This window comes from Agromyces arachidis (genome assembly GCF_052805135.1).
Genome location: NZ_JBRBDK010000002.1, coordinates 185,615 through 208,425, shown reverse-complemented (window position 1 = coordinate 208,425; position 22,811 = coordinate 185,615). Strand labels below are relative to the sequence as shown.

22 protein-coding genes are annotated in these 22,811 nt (G+C 73.2%); 11 read left to right on the top strand and 11 right to left on the bottom strand.

Annotated elements, in window-relative coordinates:
• Positions 1-56 precede the first annotated feature (56 nt).
• Positions 57-1,232 carry an ABC transporter ATP-binding protein gene (locus ACUY4T_RS03935; RefSeq protein ID WP_446017600.1) on the bottom strand — a complete coding sequence of 392 codons (1,176 nt, stop codon included), beginning with the start codon at positions 1,230-1,232 and terminating at the stop codon, positions 57-59.
• 348 nt (positions 1,233-1,580) lie between these two features.
• Between ACUY4T_RS03935 and aceA the strand changes: the two genes are divergently transcribed.
• Complete coding sequence (gene aceA / locus ACUY4T_RS03930) at positions 1,581-2,906, top strand: isocitrate lyase (RefSeq protein WP_446017599.1); 1,326 nt, start codon at positions 1,581-1,583, stop codon at positions 2,904-2,906.
• Between the two features lie 49 nt (positions 2,907-2,955).
• Positions 2,956-4,623 (top strand): malate synthase A, encoded by a 1,668-nt coding sequence (gene aceB / locus ACUY4T_RS03925; RefSeq protein ID WP_446017598.1) that lies wholly within the window; start codon positions 2,956-2,958, stop codon positions 4,621-4,623.
• A gap of 261 nt (positions 4,624-4,884) precedes the next feature.
• On the opposite strand, the gene ACUY4T_RS03920 is transcribed toward aceB, so the two are convergent.
• Positions 4,885-6,258, bottom strand: coding sequence for an ATP-binding protein (locus ACUY4T_RS03920; protein ID WP_446017597.1), 1,374 nt, complete (start codon positions 6,256-6,258; stop codon positions 4,885-4,887).
• Positions 6,259-6,389: 131 nt separating this feature from the next.
• Here ACUY4T_RS03920 and ACUY4T_RS03915 point away from each other — a divergent pair, with 131 nt between their 5' ends.
• On the top strand, positions 6,390-6,917 hold the full coding sequence (locus ACUY4T_RS03915; protein WP_446017596.1) for a DUF421 domain-containing protein: 528 nt from the start codon (positions 6,390-6,392) through the stop codon (positions 6,915-6,917).
• Between the two features lie 9 nt (positions 6,918-6,926).
• Entirely contained in the window at positions 6,927-7,523 is a 597-nt protein-coding gene (locus tag ACUY4T_RS03910) for a GNAT family N-acetyltransferase (RefSeq protein WP_446017595.1), read from the top strand.
• 9 nt (positions 7,524-7,532) lie between these two features.
• On the opposite strand, the gene ACUY4T_RS03905 is transcribed toward ACUY4T_RS03910, so the two are convergent.
• The 4 genes from ACUY4T_RS03905 to ACUY4T_RS03890 all read right to left on the bottom strand — a co-directional run bounded on the left by ACUY4T_RS03905 (position 7,533) and on the right by ACUY4T_RS03890 (position 11,532).
• The gene (locus ACUY4T_RS03905) at positions 7,533-8,918 is read right to left on the bottom strand and encodes a cryptochrome/photolyase family protein (protein ID WP_446017594.1); all 1,386 of its coding nucleotides are present in this window, start codon (positions 8,916-8,918) and stop codon (positions 7,533-7,535) included.
• Positions 8,919-9,003: 85 nt separating this feature from the next.
• A complete protein-coding gene (locus tag ACUY4T_RS03900; protein ID WP_446017593.1) occupies positions 9,004-9,978 on the bottom strand; it encodes an NADP-dependent oxidoreductase in 975 nt (324 codons plus the stop codon).
• Positions 9,979-10,045: 67 nt separating this feature from the next.
• Positions 10,046-10,816: an alpha/beta fold hydrolase gene (locus tag ACUY4T_RS03895; protein ID WP_446017592.1), complete on the bottom strand. Its 771-nt coding sequence runs from the start codon at positions 10,814-10,816 to the stop codon at positions 10,046-10,048.
• On the bottom strand, positions 10,813-11,532 hold the full coding sequence (locus ACUY4T_RS03890) for a YqaJ viral recombinase family protein (RefSeq protein WP_446017591.1): 720 nt from the start codon (positions 11,530-11,532) through the stop codon (positions 10,813-10,815). Before ACUY4T_RS03890 ends, ACUY4T_RS03895 begins: the two co-directional genes overlap by 4 nt.
• A gap of 122 nt (positions 11,533-11,654) precedes the next feature.
• Between ACUY4T_RS03890 and ACUY4T_RS03885 the strand changes: the two genes are divergently transcribed.
• Positions 11,655-12,122: a DUF1294 domain-containing protein gene (locus ACUY4T_RS03885; RefSeq protein WP_446017590.1), complete on the top strand. Its 468-nt coding sequence runs from the start codon at positions 11,655-11,657 to the stop codon at positions 12,120-12,122.
• Positions 12,123-12,158: 36 nt separating this feature from the next.
• On the opposite strand, the gene ACUY4T_RS03880 is transcribed toward ACUY4T_RS03885, so the two are convergent.
• Positions 12,159-12,863 carry a DUF2652 domain-containing protein gene (locus tag ACUY4T_RS03880; RefSeq protein WP_446017589.1) on the bottom strand — a complete coding sequence of 235 codons (705 nt, stop codon included), beginning with the start codon at positions 12,861-12,863 and terminating at the stop codon, positions 12,159-12,161.
• Between the two features lie 187 nt (positions 12,864-13,050).
• On the opposite strand from ACUY4T_RS03880, the gene ACUY4T_RS03875 reads away from it, so the two are divergent.
• Together ACUY4T_RS03875 and ACUY4T_RS03870 are read left to right on the top strand one after the other, a co-directional pair.
• Positions 13,051-13,524, top strand: coding sequence for a hypothetical protein (locus tag ACUY4T_RS03875; protein WP_446017588.1), 474 nt, complete (start codon positions 13,051-13,053; stop codon positions 13,522-13,524).
• A gap of 26 nt (positions 13,525-13,550) precedes the next feature.
• On the top strand, positions 13,551-14,600 hold the full coding sequence (locus ACUY4T_RS03870; RefSeq protein WP_446017587.1) for an alpha/beta fold hydrolase: 1,050 nt from the start codon (positions 13,551-13,553) through the stop codon (positions 14,598-14,600).
• A 56-nt stretch (positions 14,601-14,656) separates the two neighbouring features.
• Here ACUY4T_RS03870 and ACUY4T_RS03865 read toward each other — a convergent pair whose 3' ends face one another.
• Positions 14,657-15,256, bottom strand: a complete 600-nt coding sequence (locus ACUY4T_RS03865) for a GerMN domain-containing protein (protein ID WP_446017586.1) — start codon at positions 15,254-15,256, stop codon at positions 14,657-14,659.
• Positions 15,257-15,416: 160 nt separating this feature from the next.
• Between ACUY4T_RS03865 and ACUY4T_RS03860 the strand changes: the two genes are divergently transcribed.
• Both ACUY4T_RS03860 and ACUY4T_RS03855 read left to right on the top strand, forming a co-directional pair.
• Positions 15,417-16,169 carry a response regulator transcription factor gene (locus ACUY4T_RS03860; RefSeq protein ID WP_446017585.1) on the top strand — a complete coding sequence of 251 codons (753 nt, stop codon included), beginning with the start codon at positions 15,417-15,419 and terminating at the stop codon, positions 16,167-16,169.
• Complete coding sequence (locus ACUY4T_RS03855; RefSeq protein ID WP_446017584.1) at positions 16,166-17,716, top strand: sensor histidine kinase; 1,551 nt, start codon at positions 16,166-16,168, stop codon at positions 17,714-17,716. Before ACUY4T_RS03860 ends, ACUY4T_RS03855 begins: the two co-directional genes overlap by 4 nt.
• A gap of 33 nt (positions 17,717-17,749) precedes the next feature.
• Here the strand turns inward: ACUY4T_RS03855 and ACUY4T_RS03850 are convergent, their stop codons facing one another.
• Both ACUY4T_RS03850 and ACUY4T_RS03845 read right to left on the bottom strand, forming a co-directional pair.
• Positions 17,750-18,244: a MarR family winged helix-turn-helix transcriptional regulator gene (locus tag ACUY4T_RS03850; RefSeq protein WP_446017583.1), complete on the bottom strand. Its 495-nt coding sequence runs from the start codon at positions 18,242-18,244 to the stop codon at positions 17,750-17,752.
• 10 nt (positions 18,245-18,254) lie between these two features.
• A complete protein-coding gene (locus tag ACUY4T_RS03845) occupies positions 18,255-19,979 on the bottom strand; it encodes an MDR family MFS transporter (RefSeq protein ID WP_446017582.1) in 1,725 nt (574 codons plus the stop codon).
• A 569-nt stretch (positions 19,980-20,548) separates the two neighbouring features.
• Between ACUY4T_RS03845 and rplJ the strand changes: the two genes are divergently transcribed.
• Both rplJ and rplL read left to right on the top strand, forming a co-directional pair.
• The gene (gene rplJ, locus ACUY4T_RS03840; RefSeq protein WP_446017581.1) at positions 20,549-21,064 is read left to right on the top strand and encodes a 50S ribosomal protein L10; all 516 of its coding nucleotides are present in this window, start codon (positions 20,549-20,551) and stop codon (positions 21,062-21,064) included.
• A gap of 50 nt (positions 21,065-21,114) precedes the next feature.
• Positions 21,115-21,504, top strand: a complete 390-nt coding sequence (gene rplL, locus ACUY4T_RS03835; RefSeq protein WP_344374139.1) for a 50S ribosomal protein L7/L12 — start codon at positions 21,115-21,117, stop codon at positions 21,502-21,504.
• A gap of 138 nt (positions 21,505-21,642) precedes the next feature.
• Here rplL and ACUY4T_RS03830 read toward each other — a convergent pair whose 3' ends face one another.
• Complete coding sequence (locus tag ACUY4T_RS03830) at positions 21,643-22,671, bottom strand: LacI family DNA-binding transcriptional regulator (protein ID WP_446017580.1); 1,029 nt, start codon at positions 22,669-22,671, stop codon at positions 21,643-21,645.
• Positions 22,672-22,811: the final 140 nt, after the last annotated feature.

Below are 22,811 nucleotides of genomic sequence, written 5' to 3'. Positions count from 1 at the left end.
CGGGTGTGGGTGCGCCGCGCGGCGCCGGTCGAGCGCGGCCGGGCGGCCGCGCGGGGTCAGTGGGTGGGCGGCGCCACGTAGCCGCCTCGGGCGGCGGCGTCGTCGGCGGCGAACACCTGGACGCTGTCGGGCTGCCACGAGCAGCGCACCCGGGAGCCCACCGCCAGGTCGGGCGCGACCGGCGTGGGCCGGCGCACGATCAGGCTCTGGTCGTCGCCGAGGCGAACGAGGTACTGCATCGTCTCGCCGAGGTGCGAGACGCCCAGCAGCTCGCCGTGGACCGAGTTCGGTGCGGCGGCGTCGCCGGCGGCGGCATCCGCCTCGATCGTGACGAACTCGGGTCGCACCGCGGCCTGCGCGGGGGCGCCGTCGGCGAGGCCCTCCGCGGCGCGGCGGCCGCGGATGAGCCCGTGCGCGGAGTCGACCGCGGCGCCGCCCTCGGCGGCGGTTCCCGCGAAGAAGTTCTGCTGGCCGACGAACGCGGCCACGTACGCCGATGCCGGCCGGGCGTAGATCGTGTCGGCGTCGGCGAGCTGCTCGATGCGACCGTCGCGCATGATCGCGATGCGGTCGCTCATCGACAGCGCCTCGCCCTGGTCGTGGGTGACGAACACGAACGTGATGCCCACCCGCGACTGCAGGAGCTTCAGCTCGAGCTGCATCTCCTCGCGGAGCTGCCGGTCGAGTGCGCCGAGGGGCTCGTCGAGGAGGAGCACCGACGGGCGGTTCACGAGCGCCCGGGCGAGCGCGACGCGCTGCTGCTGGCCGCCCGACAGCTGGGTCGGCTTGCGCCCGGCGAAGCGCCGCATCTGCACGAGGTCGAGCGCCTCCGAGACCCGCTCGCGCAGCTCGGCCTTGGGCGTCCGCCGCTGCTGCAGCCCGTACGCGACGTTCTCGGCGACGCTCATGTGCGGGAAGAGCGCGTAGGCCTGGAACACGGTGTTGACGTCGCGCCGGTACGGCGGGACCCCCAGGACGGATCGGCCCGAGATGCGGATGTCGCCCTCGTCGGGCTGCTCGAAGCCGGCGATCATGCGCAGGGTCGTGGTCTTGCCGCACCCGGACGGGCCGAGGAGGGAGATGAACTCGCCTGGCTCGATGGTCAGCGAGACGCCGTCGACCGCGGTCGCGTCGCCGAAGCGCTTGGTCACCCGGTCGAGCTCGACGGTGCCCGTCCGCTCGTCGCGTGCGCCCGCCGTCGGGCCCGTCGTCGTCTCGGTCGCCGCTGTCACCTGTGGGCACCTCCCGGTTCACCTGTCGCCTCGTCGCGTGCCCGCCATTCAATCGCCTTGTTGCACAGATGTGCAATGGGGTCGGCGACAACCGGACGATCCATCGCCCCTCGCAGGGCGCGCCCGACACTCCGTCCGGTCGCCGTCCTGCACCCGCCGGCCGGCCGGAGGAGCCGCGCGAGCGGGGTTGTTCCGCGGCGCAGAAGAACGCGGAAAGTTCACCCCCCGGATCGGCGGTCGGGCGCGCTCGGGCCCCCGCAGAGTGGAACCACAGACCCCCGGACGGCATCGCAGGAGAGCCGGACGGACCACGAGACATCCGCACCGCTGCACCGAAGGAGCACCACGATGAGCACCCAGAACCGCCCCGGCGACCAGACGCAGACCGCCGCCGAGCTCCAGCTCGAGTGGGACGCCGACCCCCGCTGGGAGGGCGTCAAGCGCGACTACACCGCCGAGGACGTCATCGCCCTGCGCGGCCCGGTCCGCGAGGAGCGCACGCTCGCCCGCCGCGGCGCCGAGAAGCTGTGGGAGAACATCCAGAAGAACACCGGCACCGCGTTCGAGCCGATGGAGGACCCGGAGTGGTCGGCCGCGCTCGGCGCCCTCACCGGCAACCAGGCCGTGCAGCAGGTGCGCGCCGGCCTCAAGGCCATCTACCTCTCGGGCTGGCAGGTCGCGGCCGACGCCAACCTGTCGGGCCAGACCTACCCCGACCAGTCGCTCTACCCCGCGAACTCGGTGCCGGCCGTCGTGCGCCGCATCAACAACGCACTGCTCCGCGCCGGCCAGGTCGAGCAGGGCACCGACGACCGCGACTGGATGGCGCCGATCGTCGCCGACGCGGAGGCCGGCTTCGGCGGGCCGCTGAACGCCTACGAGCTCATGCACCAGATGATCGAGGCCGGCGCGGCCGGCGTGCACTGGGAGGACCAGCTCGCCAGCGAGAAGAAGTGCGGCCACATGGGCGGCAAGGTGCTCGTCCCGACCGGCCAGCACATCCGCACCATCAACGCGGCCCGCATGGCGGCGGATGTCGCGGGCGTGCCCTCGATCGTCATCGCCCGCACCGACGCGCTCGCCGCGACCCTGCTGACGAGCGACCACGACGAGCGCGACAAGCCGTTCACCACCGGCGAGCGCACCGCCGAGGGCTTCTACCACGTGCAGAACGGCATCGAGCCGGTCATCGCGCGCGGCCTCGCCTACGCCGAGTACGCCGACCTGCTCTGGGTCGAGTCGGCCGAGCCGGACCTCGAGCTCGCCCGCCGGTTCGCCGAGGCCGTGCACGCGAAGTTCCCCGGCAAGCGCCTCTCGTACAACTGCTCGCCGAGCTTCAACTGGAAGCGCCACCTCGACGACGACCAGATCGCGAAGTTCCAGCGCGAGCTCGCCGCGATGGGCTACGCGTTCCAGTTCATCACCCTCGCGGGCTTCCACTCCCTGAACCACGGCATGTTCACGCTCGCCAAGGACTACAACGAGCGCGCCATGTCCGCGTACGTCGAGCTGCAGGAGGCCGAGTTCGCCTCCGAGGCCGACGGCTACACCGCCACGCGCCACCAGCGCGAGGTCGGCACCGGCTACTTCGACCAGATCGCCACGGCGCTGAACCCCAACAGCGCGACCCTCGCCCTCGTCGGATCGACCGAGGAAGAGCAGTTCCAGCACTGATCGACGCGGCGACCGCCTCGGCGGCCCCGCCAGCGAAGGAGACGACACCATGACCATCACCATCGACCGACCGACGACCCACGAGCCGAAGCCCGCGCGCACGGCGCCGGCGTTCCAGACGGTGCAGCCGCACCTCGAGGTCACCGCGCCGTACGGCGAGCGCTACGACGAGATCCTCACGCCCGAGGCCCTCGCGTTCCTCGCCCGCCTGCACGACCGGTTCGCCGGCACCCGCCACGAGCTGCTCGCCGCGAGGCTGCAGACCCGCGTCGACGCCGCGAACGGCCGCGACCCGAAGTTCCTGCCCGAGACCGAGTGGATCCGGAACGACCCGTCCTGGCGCGTCGCCGGCGCCGGCCCCGGCCTCGAGGACCGCCGCGTGGAGATCACCGGTCCGACCGACCGGAAGATGGCCATCAACGCGCTGAACTCCGGCGCGAAGGTGTGGCTGGCCGACCACGAGGACGCCACGAGCCCGACCTGGGCGAACGTGGTCGAGGGTCAGCTCAGCCTGTTCGACTTCCTGCGGGGCGGGCTCGAGTACACGAGCCCCGAGGGCAAGGAGTACCGCGTCACCGCGACGGAGACGCCGACGATCGTGTTCCGCCCGCGCGGGTGGCACCTGGTCGAGAAGCACCTGCGGTTCCACGACCGCGCCGGTCGCGCGATGCACGCCTCGGGCTCGCTGGTGGACTTCGGCCTGTACTTCTTCCACAACGCCCGCAAGCTCATCGAGCAGGGCCGCGGTCCGTACTTCTACCTGCCGAAGCTCGAGTCGCACCTCGAGGCGAAGCTGTGGAACGACATCTTCGCCTACGCGCAGGACGAGCTCGGCATCCCGCAGGGAACCATCCGCGCGACCGTGCTCATCGAGACCATCCAGGCCGCGTTCCAGATGGACGAGATCCTCTACGAGCTGCGCGACCACTGCGCGGGCCTCAACGCCGGCCGCTGGGACTACATCTTCTCGATCGTGAAGACGTTCCGCTCGCGCGGTCGCCGCTGGGTCATGCCCGACCGCAAGTCGATCACGATGACGGTGCCGTTCATGCGGGCCTACACCGAACTGCTCGTGCAGACCTGCCACAAGCGGGGCGCGCACGCGATCGGCGGCATGAGCGCGTTCATCCCGAACCGTCGCGACCCCGAGGTGACCGAGCGCGCGCTCGCCGCGGTCAGCGCCGACAAGCGCCGCGAGGCGGGCGACGGCTTCGACGGCACGTGGGTCGCGCACCCCGACCTCATCCCGACCGCCCGCGCGGAGTTCGACGCGGTGCTCGGCGACCGGCCGAACCAGGTCGACCGCCTGCGCGACGACGTCGAGGTGACGGCGGCGCAGCTGCTCGACATCCCGTCGGGCGGCGGCGAGGTCACCGAGGCCGGCGTGTACGACAACATCTCGATCTGCATCCGGTACATCGAGTCGTGGCTCCGAGGGACCGGCGCCGCGGCGATCGACAACCTGATGGAGGACGCCGCGACCGCGGAGATCTCGCGCTCGCAGGTGTGGCAGTGGCTGCACGACAACACGGTCACCGCCGAGGGCACGCGCATCGACCAGACGTCGATCGTGCGGATCATGGCGGCGGCAGTGGCCGACCTGCCCCGCTTCGAGGGCGACCGGTTCGACGACGCCATCTCGGTGTTCCGGTCGGTCGCGCTCGAGCCCGAGTTCCCGACGTTCCTGACGATCGGGGCGTACGCCCGGTTCCTCTGAGCCGGTGCGACCAGCGGATGCCGCGGGGCCCTGCCCCCGCGGCATCCGCTTCGCCATGCCGGCGGGCCCCGCCCCGCGGCCTCCGCTCCGCCATGCCGGGGCCATGCCCCGCCCCGCGGCATCCGCTTCGCCATCCCGGCGCGTTGCGCGCGCCGGGCGTCCCGTTCTCAGGACCGCGTCCCCGATTCCGCACGTTTCTCAGGACGACACGCCGCTCGCGGACGCGACACGCCGAAAACCTCCTGAGAACGGTGCGGGAGGTCAGCGCATCGGCACGGGCACGTCGACGCCGCCCTCCGGCGTCAGTCGCTGGTTCATCTTCACGAGCATGGGCGCCGGCACGAACCCCCCGGCGAACAGCGCCTCCCCCTGCCGGAACCACGGCGACCGGGCGATGAGGCCGGTCGGCGCGTACCCGAAGTACGTGGCGAGTCCCTCGAGGTCGATCGGCGAGCTCATCTTCATGAGCGCCAGGTTGTCGCACTGCGAGATGATCCCCGGGTGCACCTTCGAGGGGCGTTGGGTCGACAGCAGCAGCCAGAGGCCGAACTTCCGTCCCTCGGCGGCGATCTGCACGAGCCGCTCCCGGACGGCGATCGCGACGGGCGAGTCGAGCTGCGGCGAGCACAGGTTGTGGGCCTCGTCGATCACGAGCAGCACCGGGCGACGCTCCTCGCGCCGCTCCCACAGCTCGTCGAGCACCGCGAGCGCCACCACGAGCTGCTGCTCCGGCGTCGAGAACCCGCCGAGGTCGAGCACGGTGGCGTCGGGCCGCTCGTCGATGACGTCGGTCGCGGCCCGGTCGCGCCCGGCCCACACCTCCCACTGCATCAGGCCGAGGTTCTCGATCCGCAGCGCGAGCTCGCGGTACACGGGGTCGTCCGACGAACGCAGCGTGGGCAGCACCGCCCCGAGGTCGTTGGCGTCGAGGAACTCGCGGAGGTGCACGAGCGCGTTGTACTCCCGGCGATCGGCGACCGGGTCGAGCTGCAGCACGGCGGCCTTCGAGGCCATGGGCATCGCGACGAACCGCGCGCGAAGCCTGTCGGCCCCCTCGACGTTCGGCCGCAGCACGCGGATGTCGCGCTGCCGCAGCGCATCGGCCGTGGGCCCGGAGGCGCCGGGCTGCAGCTCGCCGAGCCGCACGAAGTCGGAGTTCGGGTCGAAGACGACCATCGGCAGCGCGGTGTGTGCGATGAGCTGCTCGAGCACGACGCCGAGGGCGTAGGTCTTGCCCGAGCCCGATTGCCCGCACCAGAAGGTGTGCCGGTTGAAGCGGTGGGGGAGCAGGCGCGCCGGTCCGCCGGGAGGAGTCAGGTCGGTGCCGATCTCGAGCCTCGCATCGGTGGCGGCGTGGAGCATCGCACGCGCGTCGGCATCGACCGCGACGACGGTCGCCGCGTCGAACGCCGCACTCGCGCGCGTGTCGAGCCCGTCGTCGTCGATCGTGCCGAGCAGGCGGCCCCGGAGCACGTCGCGCTGCTCGTCGCGGTGCTCGACGAGCCCGAGCTGGCGGACCGAGCCGTCGTCGACCACCACGAGCGCTCCGACGCTGAAGCGCGCGTCCGGGCCGGGGACGGTGAAGGACCGCCCGTCGTCGGAGCGGGCGGTCACGGTTCCGGCGGATGCGTCCATGGCCCGATCCTGTCACCGCTCCGCCGTCGGCGACAGTGCCCGCAGCGTAGACGGCGCGCCGGCGCCCTGCCACCCCGTTGGGGCTGCGCGGCGGCACGGCTAGCGTCGGGTGCCTCGAAGGGAGAGCACCCATGTGGTTCGACACCTGGTCCGACCTCGCGCGGGTCGTGTTCGTGGGCGGGGCCGCGTACGCCTCGCTCGTCGTGGTCATCCGGATCTCCGGCAAGCGCACCCTCAGCCGATTGAACGCGTTCGACCTGCTCGTCACCGTCGCGCTGGGCTCGACCCTCGCGACGATCATCCTGAGCGCGGACACGTCGTTCGCCGAGGGGGTGACCGCCCTCGTGGTGCTGTGCGGACTGCAGTTCGTCGTGGCCTTCGCCACGTCGCGGCTGCCCCGCCTTCGCCGGATCGTGACGGCGGAGCCGACGCTCATCCTCCGCGACGGGGTGATCGACCACGATGCGCTCCGGCGGCACCGGCTCGACGAGTCGGAGCTCCTGCAGGCGGTGCGGCGGAGCGGCCGCGGCGACGTGGCGTCGGTGGGCGCCGTGGTGCTCGAGACCGACGGCCGGATGAGCGTCATCCCCAAGGCCCAGCTCGGCGATGGGACGGCCTTGGCCGGACTGGTTCCCCCACGGAGGCCCGCGGCGGGGTAGTTTCGCCCTGTGAGCGTGCGAACCAGGGCGGCGACGGCGGATGACGCGGGTGCGCTCGCGCGCCTGGCCGCGGTGACCTTCCCGCTCGCGTGCCCGGCCTCGACCCCCGCCGACGCGATCGCGTCGTTCATCGCCGAGCACCTGTCGGAGGCGTGCTTCGTGCGGTACCTCGCCGATCCCGCCCGGACGATCCTCGTCGCGGTCCCCGACCGTGCGACCGGCGGCGGCATCGGCCTGGCCGCGTCCGCCGCGGTCGCCGCGACCGGCGGGCTGGTCGGATGGTCGATGCTCGTCGAGACCGCCGACGGCGCTCCGGGCGACGCGGATGCCGCCGCCTGCGTGTCGGAGCGGCCGGTGATCGAGCTGAGCAAGATGTACGCCCACCCCGAGGCGCACGGCACCGGTGCGGCGGGGGAGCTGATGGGTGCGACGATCCTCGCCGCGATGCGCTCGGGCGCCGCGGCGCTGTGGCTCGGCGTGAACCAGGAGAACGCCCGCGCCATCCGCTTCTACGAGAAGCATGGCTTCGAGGTCGTGGGTACGAAGCGGTTCCTCATCGGCGACCGGTACGAGCACGACTACGTGCTCGAGCGGCCCCTCCGCTGAGGCGGACGGTCAGCGCGACGCCTTGACCCTCTCGTAGGCGGCGAGCGCGGCCTCGCGCGTCGCCTTGAGGTCGACGATCGGCTCGGGGTAGTCGTCGGTGCCGTACTCGGGCACCCACCGATCGACGTAGGCCCCGTCGGGGTCGAACTTCTCGCGTTGCAGTTCGGGGTTGAACACCCGGAAGTAGGGGGCGGCGTCGGCGCCGGACCCGGCGACCCACTGCCAGCCGAACGGGTTCGACGCGTGGTCGGCGTCGACGAGGGTGTCCCAGAACCACTGCTCCCCGCGTCGCCAGTCGATGAGGAGGTTCTTGGTCAGGAACGAGGCGGTGATCATGCGGGCGCGGTTGTGCATGACGCCGCTGTGCCACAGCTCGCGCATCGCGGCGTCGACCACCGGCACGCCCGTGCGCCCGCGCTCCCATGCGGTCAGCGCGGTCGGATGCAGGCGGGGCCACGGGAACGCGTCGAACTCGCTGCGCCAGTTCTTCGTCGCGAGGTCGGGGAAGTGGAACAGCACGTGCCATGCGAACTCGCGCCATCCCACCTCGGAGAGGAACTTGCGGGCTCCCTCGGTGCCGGCGGCGCGCTCGCGGGCGGCGTGCCAGACCTGGTGCGGGCTGAGCTCGCCCCAGCGCAGCCGTGGCGAGAGCCGGCTGGTGACCTGCCGGTCGAGCCGGTCGCGGCCGCGGGCGTAGTCGCCGAGGTCGTCGGCGAGGAACTCGCGGAGCCGCTCGTGCGCGGCGGCCTCGCCCGGCTCCCACGTCTCGCGCAGCCCACCCGCCCAGTCGGGATCGGTCGGGAGCAGCTCCCACTCGTCGAGACGCTCGCTCGCGGGGCCGCCGCGGCCGTCGGGCCCGCCGTATCCGTCGAGGTCGCCGCCCGTCGGCGCGGGCAGCGGATGCCGCGGCGGATCGGCCGCCAGGCACGCCTTCCAGAACGGGGTGAACACCGAGAAGGGCGTGTCGGAGCCGGTGCGGATGGTCCACGGCTCGAACAGCAGCGAGCCGGCGAAGCTGCGGACCTCGAGGCCGGCGTCGCCCAGCGCGGACTTCAGCGCCGTGTCGACGTCGCGCTCGGCACCGCCGTAGCGGCGGTTCCAGTACACGGCGCCGGCGCCGGTCTCGTCGACGAGCGAGCGGATGACGCGCTCCGCCGGGCCGCGTCGGAGCACGAGTCGCACGCCGAGCTCGCGCAGGTCGCCGGCGAGCGAGTCGAGCGAGTGGTGCAGCCACCACCTCGCGGCGCCGCCGAGCGGACGCATCCCCGTCGACTCCTCGTCGAGGACGTAGGCGGCGACGACCGGTTCGCCCCGCTCGACCGCGGCGTGCAGCGCCGGGTGGTCGGCCAGCCTGAGGTCGTCGCGGAACCAGACGATCGACGGCGAGGCGGTCATGGGCTCGACGCTATCCGAGCCCTCCGTCGCCCCCGCTGGGGATCGCCTGAGCATCTCCTGACGCTGGGCCGAGGCCCGGAGCGGGTCAGGCGGGGTCGGGCGCGACGCGCAGCACCAGCTTGCCGCGCACGTGCCCCTCGCCGAGCCGCCGGTGCGCGGCCTCCCCGTCGGCGAGCGGGTACTCCGCGTCGACGTGCACGCGCAGCGCGCCGTCGTCGATGAGCCGCGAGATCACCGCGAGGGTCCGCGCGTCGGCCGAGACCGAGTAGCCCGTGGCGCGGATGCCGCGAGCTGCGGCCTCCTCGGCCATGGTCGGCCACGACTTCGACGGGACGTTCACGACGAGTCCGCCGCGACGGATCACGTCGAGCGAGCGGGTGCCCGTGTCGGCCACCACGTTGCCGACCAGGTCGATGACGACGTCCTGCTCGCCGGCGACGTCCTCGAACCGCTCCGCCTCGTAGTCGATGACGCGGCGTGCGCCGAGCGAGGCGAGGAACTCCGCGTTGCGGGCCGAGCCGGTGGCGGTGACGTGCGCGCCGAAGTAGCTCGCGAGCTGCACGGCGAAGTGGCCGACGCCACCGGCCCCGGCGTGGACCAGCATCCGCTGGCCCTCGTGGGCGCGGGCGACGTCGACGACGGCGCCCCACGCCGTCAGGGCGGCGCAGGGCACGGCGGCCGCCTCGACGAAGCTCGCGGCGACGGGCATCGGGGCGACGCTCAACGACGACACGGTGACGTACTCGGCGTAGCTGCCGGGCATGCGGGGCACCCGGCCCATGCCGTACACACGATCGCCGGGCTGCAGCGGGTGCGCCGCGTACGGCACTTCCTCGACCACGCCGGCGAAGTCGAGGCCCAGCACCGCCGGGAACCCCGGGATCGCTGCGGCGGTCCCGGCGCCGAACCGCGTCTTGCGGTCGATGGGGTTCACCCCCGCCGCGACCACGCGGACCAGCACCTCGTCGTGCACGCGCAGCGGCCGGGACACCTCGCCCAGTCGGAGGGCGGCGCCCTCGCGCGCCTCGTCGATGACCAGCGCCCGCATCGTCTCCGTCATGGTCCGCCTTCCACGCGCCGTGCCGTGCCGTGCCGTCCGATCATTCTCGGACAGATCTGGCGCTGGGTCACGACCTCCCGAGCCAGGCGTCGACCGCGGCTCGCATCGCGGCGGTCTGGGCGGCCTGGCCGTCGTCGCGCGCGGGCACGCGTTCGAGCGGAGCGCCAAGCGCACCCGCCCAGCGCTCGGCGAGGGGGAACGGGTGCACGGGGTCGCGCGGGGCGCCGACCACGAGCGAGCGGATGCCGCGGCCCGCGAGCTCGGCGAGCTCGGCATCGGCGTCGAAGGCGCGGTTGCGCGGGATCTCGACGAGGCGGATCGCGCGGGGCGCGGCATCCGTCGCCGTGAACTGGGCGCGGAGCCCGCGCGCTCCGGCGGGCGACTCCCGGGCGACCCGGAGGTACGGCTCGAGACGGCGGAACCGCTCGGCGCCGGCGACCGGCCCGAGCTCGTGGAGCAGCTGGCCGATGACGGGGAACGGGCGGAGGTTCTCGGGCAGGGAGCGGTCGCCGAACGCGGGGCGCACGAAGATCGCGCGCTCGACGGGGAGCAGGCCCCGCAGGCAGATGCGCAGGGCGAGCGCGGCACCCATCGAGATGCCGATGAGCGTGATCCGGCGGTCGGGGTCGCCGGGCGGGACCGCGGCCGCGACCTCCTCGGCGAGCCGGTCGATCGCGAAGTCGGCGGGGCCGCCGACGAGGGTCGCTCCGCCGTGCGCGCGCACGTCGGGCGCGACGACCTCGGCGGGGTCGACCCCGAGTGCGTCGAGCACTGGGCCGAACAGGTCGAGCGGCTGCCTGCGGTCCGAGCCGAGCCCGTGCAGCAGCACGGACCTCACGCGAGCGGGCCCGGACGGTAGAAGGAGCGGTCGCGAGCGGCGGGCACGGATTCGGCGGCGCCGGGCTGCGGGCGGATGGCCTCGAGCAGCAGGCCGGCGAGTCGCACGAGCTGCGCGATCTGGTCCTCGTCGCGGTCGACCCAGCGGCACTGCGGGTCGCCGACCGGCACGAAGCCGTCGTGCTGCTCCCACACCACGAGGGTGCGCTCGGCGCCGAGCACGTACTGCTGCCACCACACCTGGCGCAGGTAGCCGCGCGGGATGCCGCGCCAGGGCTTCGACGTGGTCTTGATCTCGCACAGCTCGAGCGTGCCGTCGCCGAGCACCTTCAGCCCGTCGGGCGTGGCGAGGTGCCGTCGATCCGACTCGGCGTGGAAGAGGAGGCTCGACGGGTCGATGCCGTGCTCGGCGCGGACCCACCGCGCGATGACCGGCTCGCGATCGCGGCCGTGGTCGGTGAACCGGCTGCCGCCGAATCCGCGGCTGCGCCCGTCGTACAGCTTCTCGCTCGCCGCGGCACGGACCGAGGCCTCGGAGGCGAGCTTGGCGGCATCCGTCGCCGTCACGCCCCGGGCCCGCGCCCGCAGCCACGCCACCCGGTCGCCGGAGTCGGCGACGACGCGCGTCTCGTGCGGCAGCGTCGGCTGCCGGAGTGCCGAGGCGACGCGCGGAGCGACCGACTCGAGGTCGAACAGCGCGAAGGGGGTGTCGGTCACGCCACCACGGTACCCCCGGCCGCCCGCGTTCGACGGATGCCGCGGACGCGCGGCGGCCCGCAGGGGCGATCGGCCGGCGCCATCGGCGGATGCCGCCCCGCCCGGCCCCCTACGATCGGCTCATGCGTCCCGACTCCGCCGCCGCGCGACCCCGCCCCCGTCCGCCCGCCGGAGCGGCGGCCGCGCGCCCGGCCCGCGACCTCGCCCGGCCGCTCCCCGCCTGGCTGAGCTGGGGTGCGATGCTCGGGTTCGCGGCCGGACTCGCCGTCGCGGTCGCGCTGGACCTCGCGCCGTGGTGGCTGGCCGCCGCCTACGCGGGGCTCAGCCTCCTCTCGTTCATCGCGTACGGGATCGACAAGGCGGCCGCGGGCCGCGAGGCGCGACGCGTCCCCGAGCGCACCCTCCTCCTGCTCGACGTCCTGGGCGGGTGGCCCGGGGCGCTGGCGGCGCAGCAGCTCTTCCGGCACAAGACGCGCAAGCGCGTGTTCCGCCGCGCGTTCTGGGGCAGGGTGGCGCTGAACCTCTGCGTCGTCGTCGCCGCGATCACGTGGGCCGGCACGGGCGGCGCCCTGCCGGTTGCCCCGGGCTGATCCGGGTCGCCCGCCGGGGCGGCGCCGTGGGGGAGCTCAGGCCGCCGCGGGCGCCGGGCCGGGCTCGCGCTCCTGGCCGTCGAGGAGGAGGATGCGGCCGTCCACGCCGCCGATGTCGCCCAGTTCCTCCCGGTGCCGGATGCCCGGCTCGGGCAGGTCGAGGCGACCCGCTGCGGCATCGGTGACCAGGAGGTAGGGACGACCGCCGATGCGATCGCGCACCGTGTTCTTCAGCAGGCGGTGGGCGATGGTGACCGCCGGACCGAGCAGGTCGGTGCTCGTGCCGACCGACTGCCGCACGCACAGGCCGCGATGCAGGACGACCTTCAGGTCGAGCAGGGTGACGTCGGCGCAGGCGCCGCACTCGCCGTGCTCGGGACCGGGGGTCGCCTCGGTGCGGATCGCCCGGAAGCCCCGGTACATCTCGTGGAGGCGATCGAGGAGCGCGGTGCCGTGGTGGTCGATCGATTCGGCGGGCGCGCACGCGAAGACGGCGTCGCCCTCGAGCTTGACGAGCCGGAACTCCGGGCCCAGGCCGGTCGACACGCTGTCGAGGAGCGCCCCGAGCAGGGCGTAGCCCGGCGGGATGCCCGCGCTGAAGTCGACTCCGTGCGCGATCTCGACGTTCGCCATGAAGCCGGTGTAGCCGGAGATGTCGGCGATCAGCAGGTACCGTTCGCTCGCCGGCGGCTCGTCGTCGGCCGCTGCCCGCGGCGCGGTGGCCGCATCGATCCGGTCCATGGCACCACCCCCTGATCCGAGGCAGATTCTACGTCCGAACCGCCCGATCGGACAGGCGTCCGTGGCGTTCGGATGGCCGGAACCGGCCACGTCGGGATGGCCCGGAGGCGCGATGCGCGATCCGCCGGTCGGGAGTGGACTCGAAGGGTCGGAACGCCTCATCGAGGCCCGAGAACCAGGAGTCGTCATGTCCACCGTCATCGGATCCATCCACCGCACCCGTGTCGCGAGCGTCGAGGCACCGGACGCATCCGCTCGCCGCCACCGCGCGGCCTACGCCTCGATCGCGCACGGCACGATCCGCGGGTACTACCGCTCGCTCCTCGAGAGCGGGCCGGTGGACGCGGCGACGTTCGCCGCGATCGCCGGGGTCGGCGAGCGGGAGGCGCAGGACTGGATCGCCGAGCAGCTCGCGCACGGCCTCCTCCGCGCGGTCCGGGGTCCGCGCGGCGAGGCTGCGGTGATCCTCCCCGGCGAGTTCGTCCCGATCCTGCTCGACGACCGGGGCCAGGCCGAGTTCGCTGCCGCCCGAGCCCTGCTCGCGCGGCATGCGGACGCCCTGCCTGCGTCGCTGCGCTCGCTGTGGCCGGGCGCGGTCGACGCCGGCGCCGGCCTCCGCGGCGCCGTCCACCGGCTGTGGGCCCGGATGTTCGCGGCCTGACGGCGACCCGCTCGTAGACTGGGCGCGTGGATGCGGCCGACCAGGTCATCCGCTACGCGGAGCACGACGGCGCCTCGATCGCGTGGTCGGCGATCGGGAACGGGCCGCCGCTCGTCATCGGCGGGTGGTGGTGCAGTCACCTCGAGCTCGACTGGCGCCAGCCGCGCTTCCGCCGCTTCGCCGCCGGGCTCGCCCGGGACCGCACCGTCGTGCGGTACGACCGGCCCGGCACGGGTGCGTCGGATCGGGGCCGGATGCCGCCGGCCTCCCTCGACGAGGAGCTCGCGGTGCTGCTGGCCGTGATCGATGCGGCGGGACTCGAGCGGGTGTCGCTGTTCGGCGCCTCGTCGGGCGGGGGCCCGGCCTCGCTCCTCGCCGCGCGCCATCCGGACCGGGTCGACCGGCTGGTGCTGTACGGCACGTACGCGCGCGGGGTCGACCTCGCCCCGCCGGCGGCGCGCGAGGCGATGCTCGCCGTCGTGCGGCAGCACTGGGGCATCGGCTCGCGCGTGCTCTCCGACCTGTTCGAACCCGACGCCACCGCGTCGGAGCGCGACGAGTTCGTCGAGTTCCAGCGCCGCTCTGCGACGCCGGCGGCGGCACTCGCCTCCCTCTCGGAGGTGTACGCGATGGACTCGACCGGCCACCTCGGCGAGATCCGGGCACCCGCCCTGGTGCTCCATCGCCGCGACGATCGCGCGATCTCCTTCGCGCTCGGCCGGGACGTCGCCGCGCGGATCCCGCATGCGCGTTTCGTCGCCCTCGAGGGCGAGGACCACTTCCCGTGGCGCGGCGACGCCGACGCGGTGGTGCGAGAGACGCGGGAATTCCTCGGCGACCGCGTCGACGTCCCACCCGAGACCGAGGGCGGAGCCGCCGGGGTGCCCCGGCTCACCGATCGCGAGCGCGAGGTCCTGCGGCTCGTCGCCCGCGGCGAGACCGATGCCGAGATCGCCGCGCACCTCGTGCTGTCGCCGCACACGGTGCACCGGCACGTCGCGAACATCCGCGCCCGGCTCGGTGTCCCCTCGCGCGCCGCGGCCGCGGCCTGGGCGCTCCGCAACGGGATGATCTGAGACCTGCCGGTCGCCGTGGCCGTCGGGCAGCCGCCGGTGCGGCGGCACCGCGGGCGTCAGTCGAGGTCGAGGAACTCCTCGATCGGCACGCCGTCGATGAGGATCAGCGCCTCGGATGCGCCCGTCGCCGACATGGCAGTGCGCTCGAGTTGTGCCCGGATCCGCGGGTCCTCGCACTCGCCGCGGAGCAGCGGCTCCCCGGTGAGCTCGACCGTCACCGTGTCGCCCTCCGCGCGGCCGTCGACGTAGTCGAGCGTGCCGCCGGGCACCGCGGTGTGCAGGCCGGACGACACCACCTCGCCTTCCGGCGTCTCGAGCAGTCGCACGATGCTCGCTCGGAGCGGGTCGTCGGTCGCGATGGGCGGCGTCGTCACCGGGACGAGGCTGTCGCCGCAGCCGATCCGCTCGCCGGAGGCGCCGTCGTCGCCGATGCGGACGAAGTAGACGGTGAGCACCTGCGGGGTGGGCGTCGACGACGGCCCGGTACTCGCCGGCGGGGACGACGAGGGCGGGGACGACGAGGGCGGGGCGGTCGCCGACGGGCCGGAACTCGGGCTCGCCGTCGGGCCGATCGGCCCGGCTCCCGTGCAGCCCGCCAGCAGCAGCGACGCGGCCGCGACCACGGCCGCCGCCGACCTCCCGATGCCGAGCCCCATCGCCTCACCGCCTCCCTCAACGGTACGACGGCGAGCGTCGCGCCCGCATGACGAAGGTCACCGGCGGCATCCGAGAGGGGCGCCGCCGCCGCAGCGGCGTCACAGGCGGCATCCGCTCGGGTCATAGGAAGCCCACAGGAACGCGCGCATACTCGAAGGCATGGGCCAACCGATCACCGCAGCCGGCGCCGCGACGCGACCGCACGTCGCGAAGGCCGACGGCACCGCCGTGCGCGTCCTCGTCGTCGACGACGAGCACTCGCTGACCGACCTGCTGAAGATGGCCCTGCGCTACGAGGGCTGGGAGGTGCGCACGGCATCCGACGGCGCGAACGCGATCCGCGTGGCGCGGGAGTTCCGGCCCGACGCGATCGTGCTCGACATCATGCTCCCCGACATCGACGGGCTCGAGGTGCTGCAGCGCGTGCGCGCCGACGGCACCGAGACGCCCGTGCTGTTCCTCACGGCGAAGGATTCCCTCGACGACCGCATCGCCGGGCTCACCGCCGGCGGCGACGACTACGTGACCAAGCCGTTCAGCCTCGAGGAGGTGGTCGCGCGCCTGCGCGGGCTCATCCGCCGCTCGACCCTCACGCTCGCCCAGGCCAAGGACCCGGTGCTCCGCGTCGGCGACCTGAGCCTCGACGAGGACAGTTACGAGGTCGAGCGCGCCGGCACCGTGATCGAGCTCACGGCGACCGAGTTCGAGCTGCTCCGGTTCCTCATGCGCAACCCGCGCCGCGTGCTCTCGAAGGCCCAGATCCTCGACCGCGTGTGGAGCTACGACTTCGGCGGGCGCGAATCGGTCGTCGAGCTGTACATCTCGTACCTGCGCAAGAAGATCGACGCCGGCCGCGACCCGATGATCCACACGGTGCGCGGCGCTGGGTACATGCTCAAGGCCGCCACGTGACGAACCCGGGGGACCGCGGGCACGCGGCGGCGCGTCGCGCCGCCGCGGAGCGGACCCGGACGGCGGGTGCGACGACGACGGATGCCGCGGGCACGCCGCGCCGCGCCCCCGAGACGCTCCGACGCCGGCTCCTCCTGGTCGTCGCGGCGCTCGTGGTCCTGGTGAGCGCCATCGTGGGCGTGGTGAGCGTCGCGGCGCTGCACAACCAGCTCGTGGCCCGGCTCGACGCCTCGCTCGCGCAGGCGGCCGACCGCGGCGGGCGGGCGCTCGACGATCCCGGCGGGCCGCTCCCGATCCCGCCCGAGGGGGCCGACGTCCTGCTCCGGATCCCGGGGCAGCCGGTCGGCACGATCGCCGCGCTGGTCGACGACCGCGCGATCTTCGCCTCCAGCACGATCGACGAGGAGGGCGAGCTGGTGGAGCCGTCCGCCGACGCCCTGCGCGCGCTCGCCGCGGTGCCGGTCGACCGCGTGCCGCGCACGGTCGAACTCGCCGAGCTGGGGGAGTACCGCGCCTTCGCCGCGCCGACGAACGGCGGCTACTCGTTCGTGCTGGCCCTGCCGCTCGAGGAGGTGAACGAGACCAGTGCGCAGCTGGCGTTCACGATCGCGTTCGTGGCGCTCGCGGGCCTGGCCGGGGCGCTCGCGCTGGGCGCCGTGACCGTACGGCGCGCCCTGCAGCCCCTCGACCGCGTCACCGAGACCGCGACGGTCGTGTCCGAGCTGCCGCTGGCACGCGGCGACGTCGAACTGCCCGCCGAGGTGCCGGTCGACGACGAGCGCACCGAGGTCGGCCGCCTGGCGACCGCGTTCAACCGCATGCTCGGCCACGTGTCCGCGGCGCTGTCGGCCCGCGAGCAGTCGGAGCGGAAGGTGCGGCGGTTCGTCGCCGACGCGAGCCACGAGCTGCGCACCCCGCTGGCGTCGATCCGGGGCTACGCGGAGCTCACGCGACTGCACCGCGGCGAACTGCCGGAGGACGTCGTGCATGCGATCGGCCGCATCGAGTCGGAGTCGGTCCGGATGACCGAGCTCGTCGAGGACCTCCTGCTGCTCGCGCGCCTCGACGAGGGCCGCGAGCTGCGACGGGAGGAGGTCGACCTGCGGCAGCTGGTCGTCGACGCGGTGGGCGACGCGCAGGCCGCGGGCCCGGACCACGACTGGCGCGTGGCGGTCCCCGAGGGGCCGGTGACCGTCACGGGCGACGCGTCGCGTCTGCAGCAGGTGATGGTCAACCTGCTCGCCAACGCGCGGGTGCACACGCCCGAGGGGACGAAGGTGGTCGTCCGGGTCGGGCGGCCGACGGATGGCGCGGACCGCCGGGTGCGGATCACGGTGACCGACGACGGCCCGGGTCTCGACCCCGACGTGCGGTCGACGCTGTTCGAGCGCTTCGCGCGGGGCGACGCCTCCCGCTCGCGCCGGGCGGGCAGTACCGGGCTCGGCCTCGCGATCGTCCGCGCCGTCGTCCGGGCGCACGGCGGCACCGTCACGGTCGAGAGCGAGCCGGGCCGCACCGAGTTCGCCGTCGAACTGCCGACCGCCTGAACGGCGAGCGCCGCCCGGGAACCCGCGCGCCGATCAGGCGTCGGCAGCCCGATCGCCGCCCTCGGCGAGCACGTCGCCGGTGAGTCGGGCGAGCAGGCGGGCGAGGTCGCCGACGTCGTCGGCGGGCCAGGTCCGCAGTTGCGCGTAGAGCTGCTGCTGCATCCGCGAGCGCTTCCCGCCGACGCGCTCCACCGCGACGAGCGTCGGCTCGACGATGCGGGCCCGGCCGTCCTTCGGGTCGGGAACGGTCGTCGCGAGACCGAGGACCTCGAGCTGCTTGAGCTGGCGGCTCACGACGCTCTTGTCGATCTCGAGCGCCTCGGCGATGGCGCCGGCGTGCATCGGCCCGCGCCGGACGACGGCCGAGAGGATCTTGTAGCCGACCGGCTGCAGGTCCGGATCCACGGCCGCGGCCGCCTCCTTCCAGACGGCGCGCACGCGGACGAAGAGCGACCGGAGCTGCTCCTCGACCGCGGCGATCTCGTCGTCGCCGGCCGTGCGCGGCGTGGGATCGGCGGGGGCGCTCATGCGGCCGATCCTATTGCCCGGCCTGATCGCCGGCGCGGTCGCGGGGCTCCGCCGCGGGGTCGTGCGCGAGGCCGACCGGCGTGAGGGCGACCGATGCCGCGGCGGTGTCGATCGCGGCATCCTCGGCGTCCTCGAGCTCGCGCTCGTGCTCGGCCGCGGCATCCGCTCGGCGCTCGGCCGTCGCGCGCTGGATCGCGTTCTGCGTGCCCAGCGACACGTTCGGGAGGAACGCCACGGCGACGAGCGTGACGACCGCGAGCGGGACCGCGGCGAGGAACACCGTGGCGACGCCCGTGCCGTAGGCCGACTCGACGACCACGCGGAGGAATCCGGGCAGCGCGGCGATCTGCGGGATCGTGCCCTCGCCGAGGAGGCGCGCCGCCTCGAGCTGCTGCTCGGGCTGGAGCCCGCCGACGCCCTCGCGGATGCGGTCGGCCACGACGGTGCCGAGGATGGACCCCATGACGGCGACGCCGACAGTGCCGCCGAGGCTGCGGAAGAACGTGACCGCGCTGGTCGCGACGCCGAGGTGGCGCACCTCCGCGGTGTTCTGCACGACGAGCACGAGGTTCTGCATGAGCATGCCGACGCCCGCGCCGAGCACGAACATCGCGGCGCCGACGTACCAGAATGCGGTGTCGTACTCGAGGCGCGACAGCAGCAGGCTGCCCGCGATCATCATGACCGCCCCCGTGACCATGAAGCCCTTCCACCGGCCGCGCCGGCTCACGAGGGCGCCGATCACCGTCGAGGCGATGAGCACGCCGGCCATCATCGGGATGGTGAGCAGGCCGGACTCGGTCGGCGTCGCCCCGCGCGCGAGCTGCATGTACTGGCTGAGGAAGACCGCGGTGCCGAACATCGCCACGCCGACCGAGATCGACGCGACCACCGCGAGCGTGAAGGTGCGGTTGCGGAACATCCCGAGGGGGATGAGCGGCTCGGCGACCCGGAGCTCGACGACGACGGCGATCGCGAGGAGCACGAGCGCGCCGCCGACCATCGCGAGGCTCGGCCACGAGATCCACGCGAAGTCGGTGCCGGCGAAGGTGACCCAGAGCAGCAGCAGCGAGACGCCCGACGAGATCAGCACGATGCCGGCGTAGTCGATCGAGACCTTCGTGCGCGGCCGCTTCGGAAGGTGCAGGGTGCGCTGCAGCAGCACGAGCGCGACGATCGCGATGGGCAGGCCGACGAAGAAGTTCCAGCGCCAGCCGATGCCGTCGGTGATGACGCCGCCGAGCAGCGGCCCGCCCACGGTGGCGACGGCCATGACGGCGCCGAACAGGCCCGCATAGCGCCCGCGCTCGCGCGGGCTGATGATGTCGGCCATCACGATCTGGCTGAGCGCGGCGAGGCCGCCGGCGCCGAGGCCCTGGAGCACGCGCATCGTGATCAGCGTGCCGGTGTCCTGCGAGAAGCCCGCGACGGCGGATGCCGCGACGAAGATCACGAGCGCGAGCTGCAGCAGGAGCTTGCGGTCGAAGAGGTCGGCGAGCTTGCCCCAGATCGGCGTCGAGACGGTGGTGGCGAGCAGCGTCGCGGTGACGACCCAGGTGAACGCGGACTGGTCGCCCTCGAGGTCGGCGATGATGACCGGCAGCGAGCTGCCGACGACGGTGGATGCGAGCATCGACACGAACATGCCGAGCAGCAGGCCCGAGAGCGCGGTGAGCACCTCGCGGTGGGTCATGCCGTTGTCTGCGAGTCCTCGGGCGGGCGGTGCGTCGGTCATGCGGCTCCTAGATCGTTGACAACGGTCAACTATACCCAACCAGTGGACCTCGGTCAACTATCCTCTTCTCAGGAGAAACGCCCGGGTCGAGCGCGATCGAGCGGCGTGTCGTCCTGAGCAAACACTCGTTTCCGCGCGTCGGTCCTGAGGAACGGATGGCGGGCGGGGCCGGGGGTCCTGAGAAACGGATGGCGGGCGGGGCCGGGGGTCCTGAGAAACGGATGGCGGGCGGCGCGTCGGTCCTGAGAAACGGATGGCGGGCGGCGCGGGGGTCCTGAGGAACGGATGGCGGGCGGCGCGAGCGGCGGTCCGGCGCCGATTTGGCGGCGCACGCGGCATCCGTTACCCTTGTCGGAGCCGAAGACCGTTGGTTGTCGTGCCCACCCAGGTGGAATCGACCGAAGTCTTGCGAAAGCAAGTGCCCACGCAGGTGTGACGAAGACTTCCCGAGTGAATCGGGCCGAGCTCCGCGCAACTGCGCCGGAGCTCTTTTTCTTTCCCCGATCCTTCCAACGCTCCGAGGCCGTGCATCGCCACCGCGATGCGCGTTGAAGACACAAGGAGTGGCCATGGCGAACAAGGAAGCCTCGGTTGCCGAACTCACGGACCTGTTCGAGAGCTCGACCGCCGTTCTGCTGACCGAATACCGCGGCCTCACTGTTGCCCAGCTCAAGACGCTGCGCAAGTCCATCAGTGGGGACGCGAGCTACGCCGTGGTGAAGAACACGCTGACGAAGATCGCCGCCAACAAGGCCGGCATCTCCGCGTTCGACGACGACCTCAAGGGCCCGTCGGCGATCGCGTTCGTGCACGGTGACCCGGTCGCCGTCGCGAAGTCGCTGCGTGACTTCGCCAAGGCGAACCCCCTCCTCGTGGTCAAGGGCGGCTACTTCGATGGCAAGCCCCTGACCGCCGAAGAGGTAGGCAAGCTCGCCGACCTCGAGTCCCGCGAAGTGCTCCTGGCGAAGCTCGCCGGTGCCTTCAAGGCCTCGCTGTTCGGAGCCGCATATCTGTTCAACGCACCGCTCTCGAAGGCCGTTCGCACGGTCGACGCGCTGCGTGAGAAGCAGGAGTCCGCTGCGTAGGCGCGAGCCTCTCAAGCGGTGAGTTACCAGGAAATCTAAGGAGAAGAATCATGGCGAAGCTGTCCACTGAGGAGCTGCTCGAGCAGTTCAAGGGCCTGACCCTCATCGAGCTCTCGGAGTTCGTCAAGGCGTTCGAGGAGACCTTCGAGGTCACCGCGGCCGCCCCCGTCGCCGTTGCCGGCCCCGCCGCTGCCGGCGGTGGCGCTGCTGCTGAAGAGGTCGAGGAGAAGGACTCCTTCGACGTCGTCCTCGAGGCTGCCGGCGACAAGAAGATCCAGGTCATCAAGGTCGTCCGCGAGCTCACCTCGCTCGGCCTCGGCGAGGCGAAGGCCGTCGTCGACGGTGCTCCGAAGGCCGTCCTCGAGGGCGCCAACAAGGAGACCGCCGACAAGGCGAAGGAGGCCCTCGAGGCCGCCGGCGCCACCGTCACCCTCAAGTAGTCCGCGCCCGCGCGAGCGGGTTCGCAGCTTGAGGTGGCCTGCGTCACCTGAAACGCACGGATGCCCCGTGCCGACTCGTTCGGCACGGGGCATCCGTCGTCTGCGGGGTGCTCAGGGGTCGGGATGCCGCGGCATCCGTCACCGCGGCGGCGCCGTCGTGCTGCTGCGCACCACGAGCCGGGTCGCGAGCGGCCGGTCGGCCCATCCCTCGAGTTCGTCCGACGCGGACTCGCCGAGCGCGTGCATGACCTCCTCGACCGCGAGCCTGCCCTGGTCCTCGGGATACTGCTCGACCGTGGTGAGGCCGAACAGCTCGGCGTACTCGTGCCCGTCGAACCCGATCACCGACAGCGCCGACGGCACCGCGATGCCCAGGCGCTCCGCGGCGCGCATCACGCCGAACGCGATCTCGTCCGACGCGGCGAACACGGCCGTGGGCCGCGCCGTCGGGTGCCCGAGCAGCTGCAGGCCGGCGGTGTAGCCGCCGGGCAGCGTCATGTCGGCCTGGAGGTCTCCGCCGTCGACGCCGACCGGCTCGAGGCCCGCCGCGCGCATCGCGTCGTGGAACCCCTCGCTGCGGAGGTGCTGCACGCTCCGTGCGGCCGATCCCGGGGCCGCGCCCGCGAGGTGGGCGATCCGGGTGTGCCCGAGCTTGATCAGGTGCTCGGTCGCGAGCCGCGCGGCCGCCCGGTCGTCGATCGCGAGCCGCGGCGCGCCGGGCGCCGATCCGCCGAGCACGACGACGGGCTTGCCTCGGAGCTCGAGCAGGGCGACCTCGCGTTCCTCGAGGTCGACGCCGACCGCGATCACCGCATCGACGCGCTTGCGCGCCAGGAAGAAGTCGAACACCCGCTCGCGCTCCGGCCCGGAGAGGGCGAGGTTGTAGAGGGTCAGGTCGTAGCCGGCGGAGAGCAGCGCGCGCTCCGCGCCCTCGAGCACCTCGCCGAAGAACCACCGGTTGACGAAGGGGATCACGATGCCGACGTTCTTCGTGCGGCCGGTGACGAGGCTGGCGGCGTTCGGCGAGGCGATGTAGCCGATGCGCGCGGCCGCCTCCGTCACCCGGACGCGGGTCGCCTCGGAGACGTAGCCGCGGCCCGAGAGCGCCCGGGAGGCCGTCGACTTCGAGACTCCGGCGAGACGGGCCACGTCGGTGATCGCAGCCATGCTCGCTCCCTCCGTCGGGCTTGCGATCGGAGTGTACGCCGAATTCGGCCCAGATGTGGAACCGATCCCAGCGGGAGGAGTCGTCATCCGATTGTGACCCCGATTGCCCTTGCAGGCCTCTGGGTCCTCGCCTAGCGTGG

Coding starts and splice junctions, on each gene's coding strand:
- ACUY4T_RS03860 (WP_446017585.1), top strand. CDS start 15,417: ATGGGCCAACCGATCACCGCAGCCGGCGCCGCGACGCGACCGCACGTC.
- rplJ (WP_446017581.1), top strand. CDS start 20,549: ATGGCGAACAAGGAAGCCTCGGTTGCCGAACTCACGGACCTGTTCGAG.
- ACUY4T_RS03885 (WP_446017590.1), top strand. CDS start 11,655: ATGCGTCCCGACTCCGCCGCCGCGCGACCCCGCCCCCGTCCGCCCGCC.
- rplL (WP_344374139.1), top strand. CDS start 21,115: ATGGCGAAGCTGTCCACTGAGGAGCTGCTCGAGCAGTTCAAGGGCCTG.
- ACUY4T_RS03905 (WP_446017594.1), bottom strand. CDS start 8,918: ATGACCGCCTCGCCGTCGATCGTCTGGTTCCGCGACGACCTCAGGCTG.
- ACUY4T_RS03920 (WP_446017597.1), bottom strand. CDS start 6,258: ATGGACGCATCCGCCGGAACCGTGACCGCCCGCTCCGACGACGGGCGG.
- ACUY4T_RS03865 (WP_446017586.1), bottom strand. CDS start 15,256: ATGGGGCTCGGCATCGGGAGGTCGGCGGCGGCCGTGGTCGCGGCCGCG.
- ACUY4T_RS03900 (WP_446017593.1), bottom strand. CDS start 9,978: ATGACGGAGACGATGCGGGCGCTGGTCATCGACGAGGCGCGCGAGGGC.
- ACUY4T_RS03830 (WP_446017580.1), bottom strand. CDS start 22,671: ATGGCTGCGATCACCGACGTGGCCCGTCTCGCCGGAGTCTCGAAGTCG.
- ACUY4T_RS03875 (WP_446017588.1), top strand. CDS start 13,051: ATGTCCACCGTCATCGGATCCATCCACCGCACCCGTGTCGCGAGCGTC.
- ACUY4T_RS03880 (WP_446017589.1), bottom strand. CDS start 12,863: ATGGACCGGATCGATGCGGCCACCGCGCCGCGGGCAGCGGCCGACGAC.
- ACUY4T_RS03915 (WP_446017596.1), top strand. CDS start 6,390: ATGTGGTTCGACACCTGGTCCGACCTCGCGCGGGTCGTGTTCGTGGGC.
- aceA (WP_446017599.1), top strand. CDS start 1,581: ATGAGCACCCAGAACCGCCCCGGCGACCAGACGCAGACCGCCGCCGAG.
- ACUY4T_RS03845 (WP_446017582.1), bottom strand. CDS start 19,979: ATGACCGACGCACCGCCCGCCCGAGGACTCGCAGACAACGGCATGACC.
- aceB (WP_446017598.1), top strand. CDS start 2,956: ATGACCATCACCATCGACCGACCGACGACCCACGAGCCGAAGCCCGCG.
- ACUY4T_RS03850 (WP_446017583.1), bottom strand. CDS start 18,244: ATGAGCGCCCCCGCCGATCCCACGCCGCGCACGGCCGGCGACGACGAG.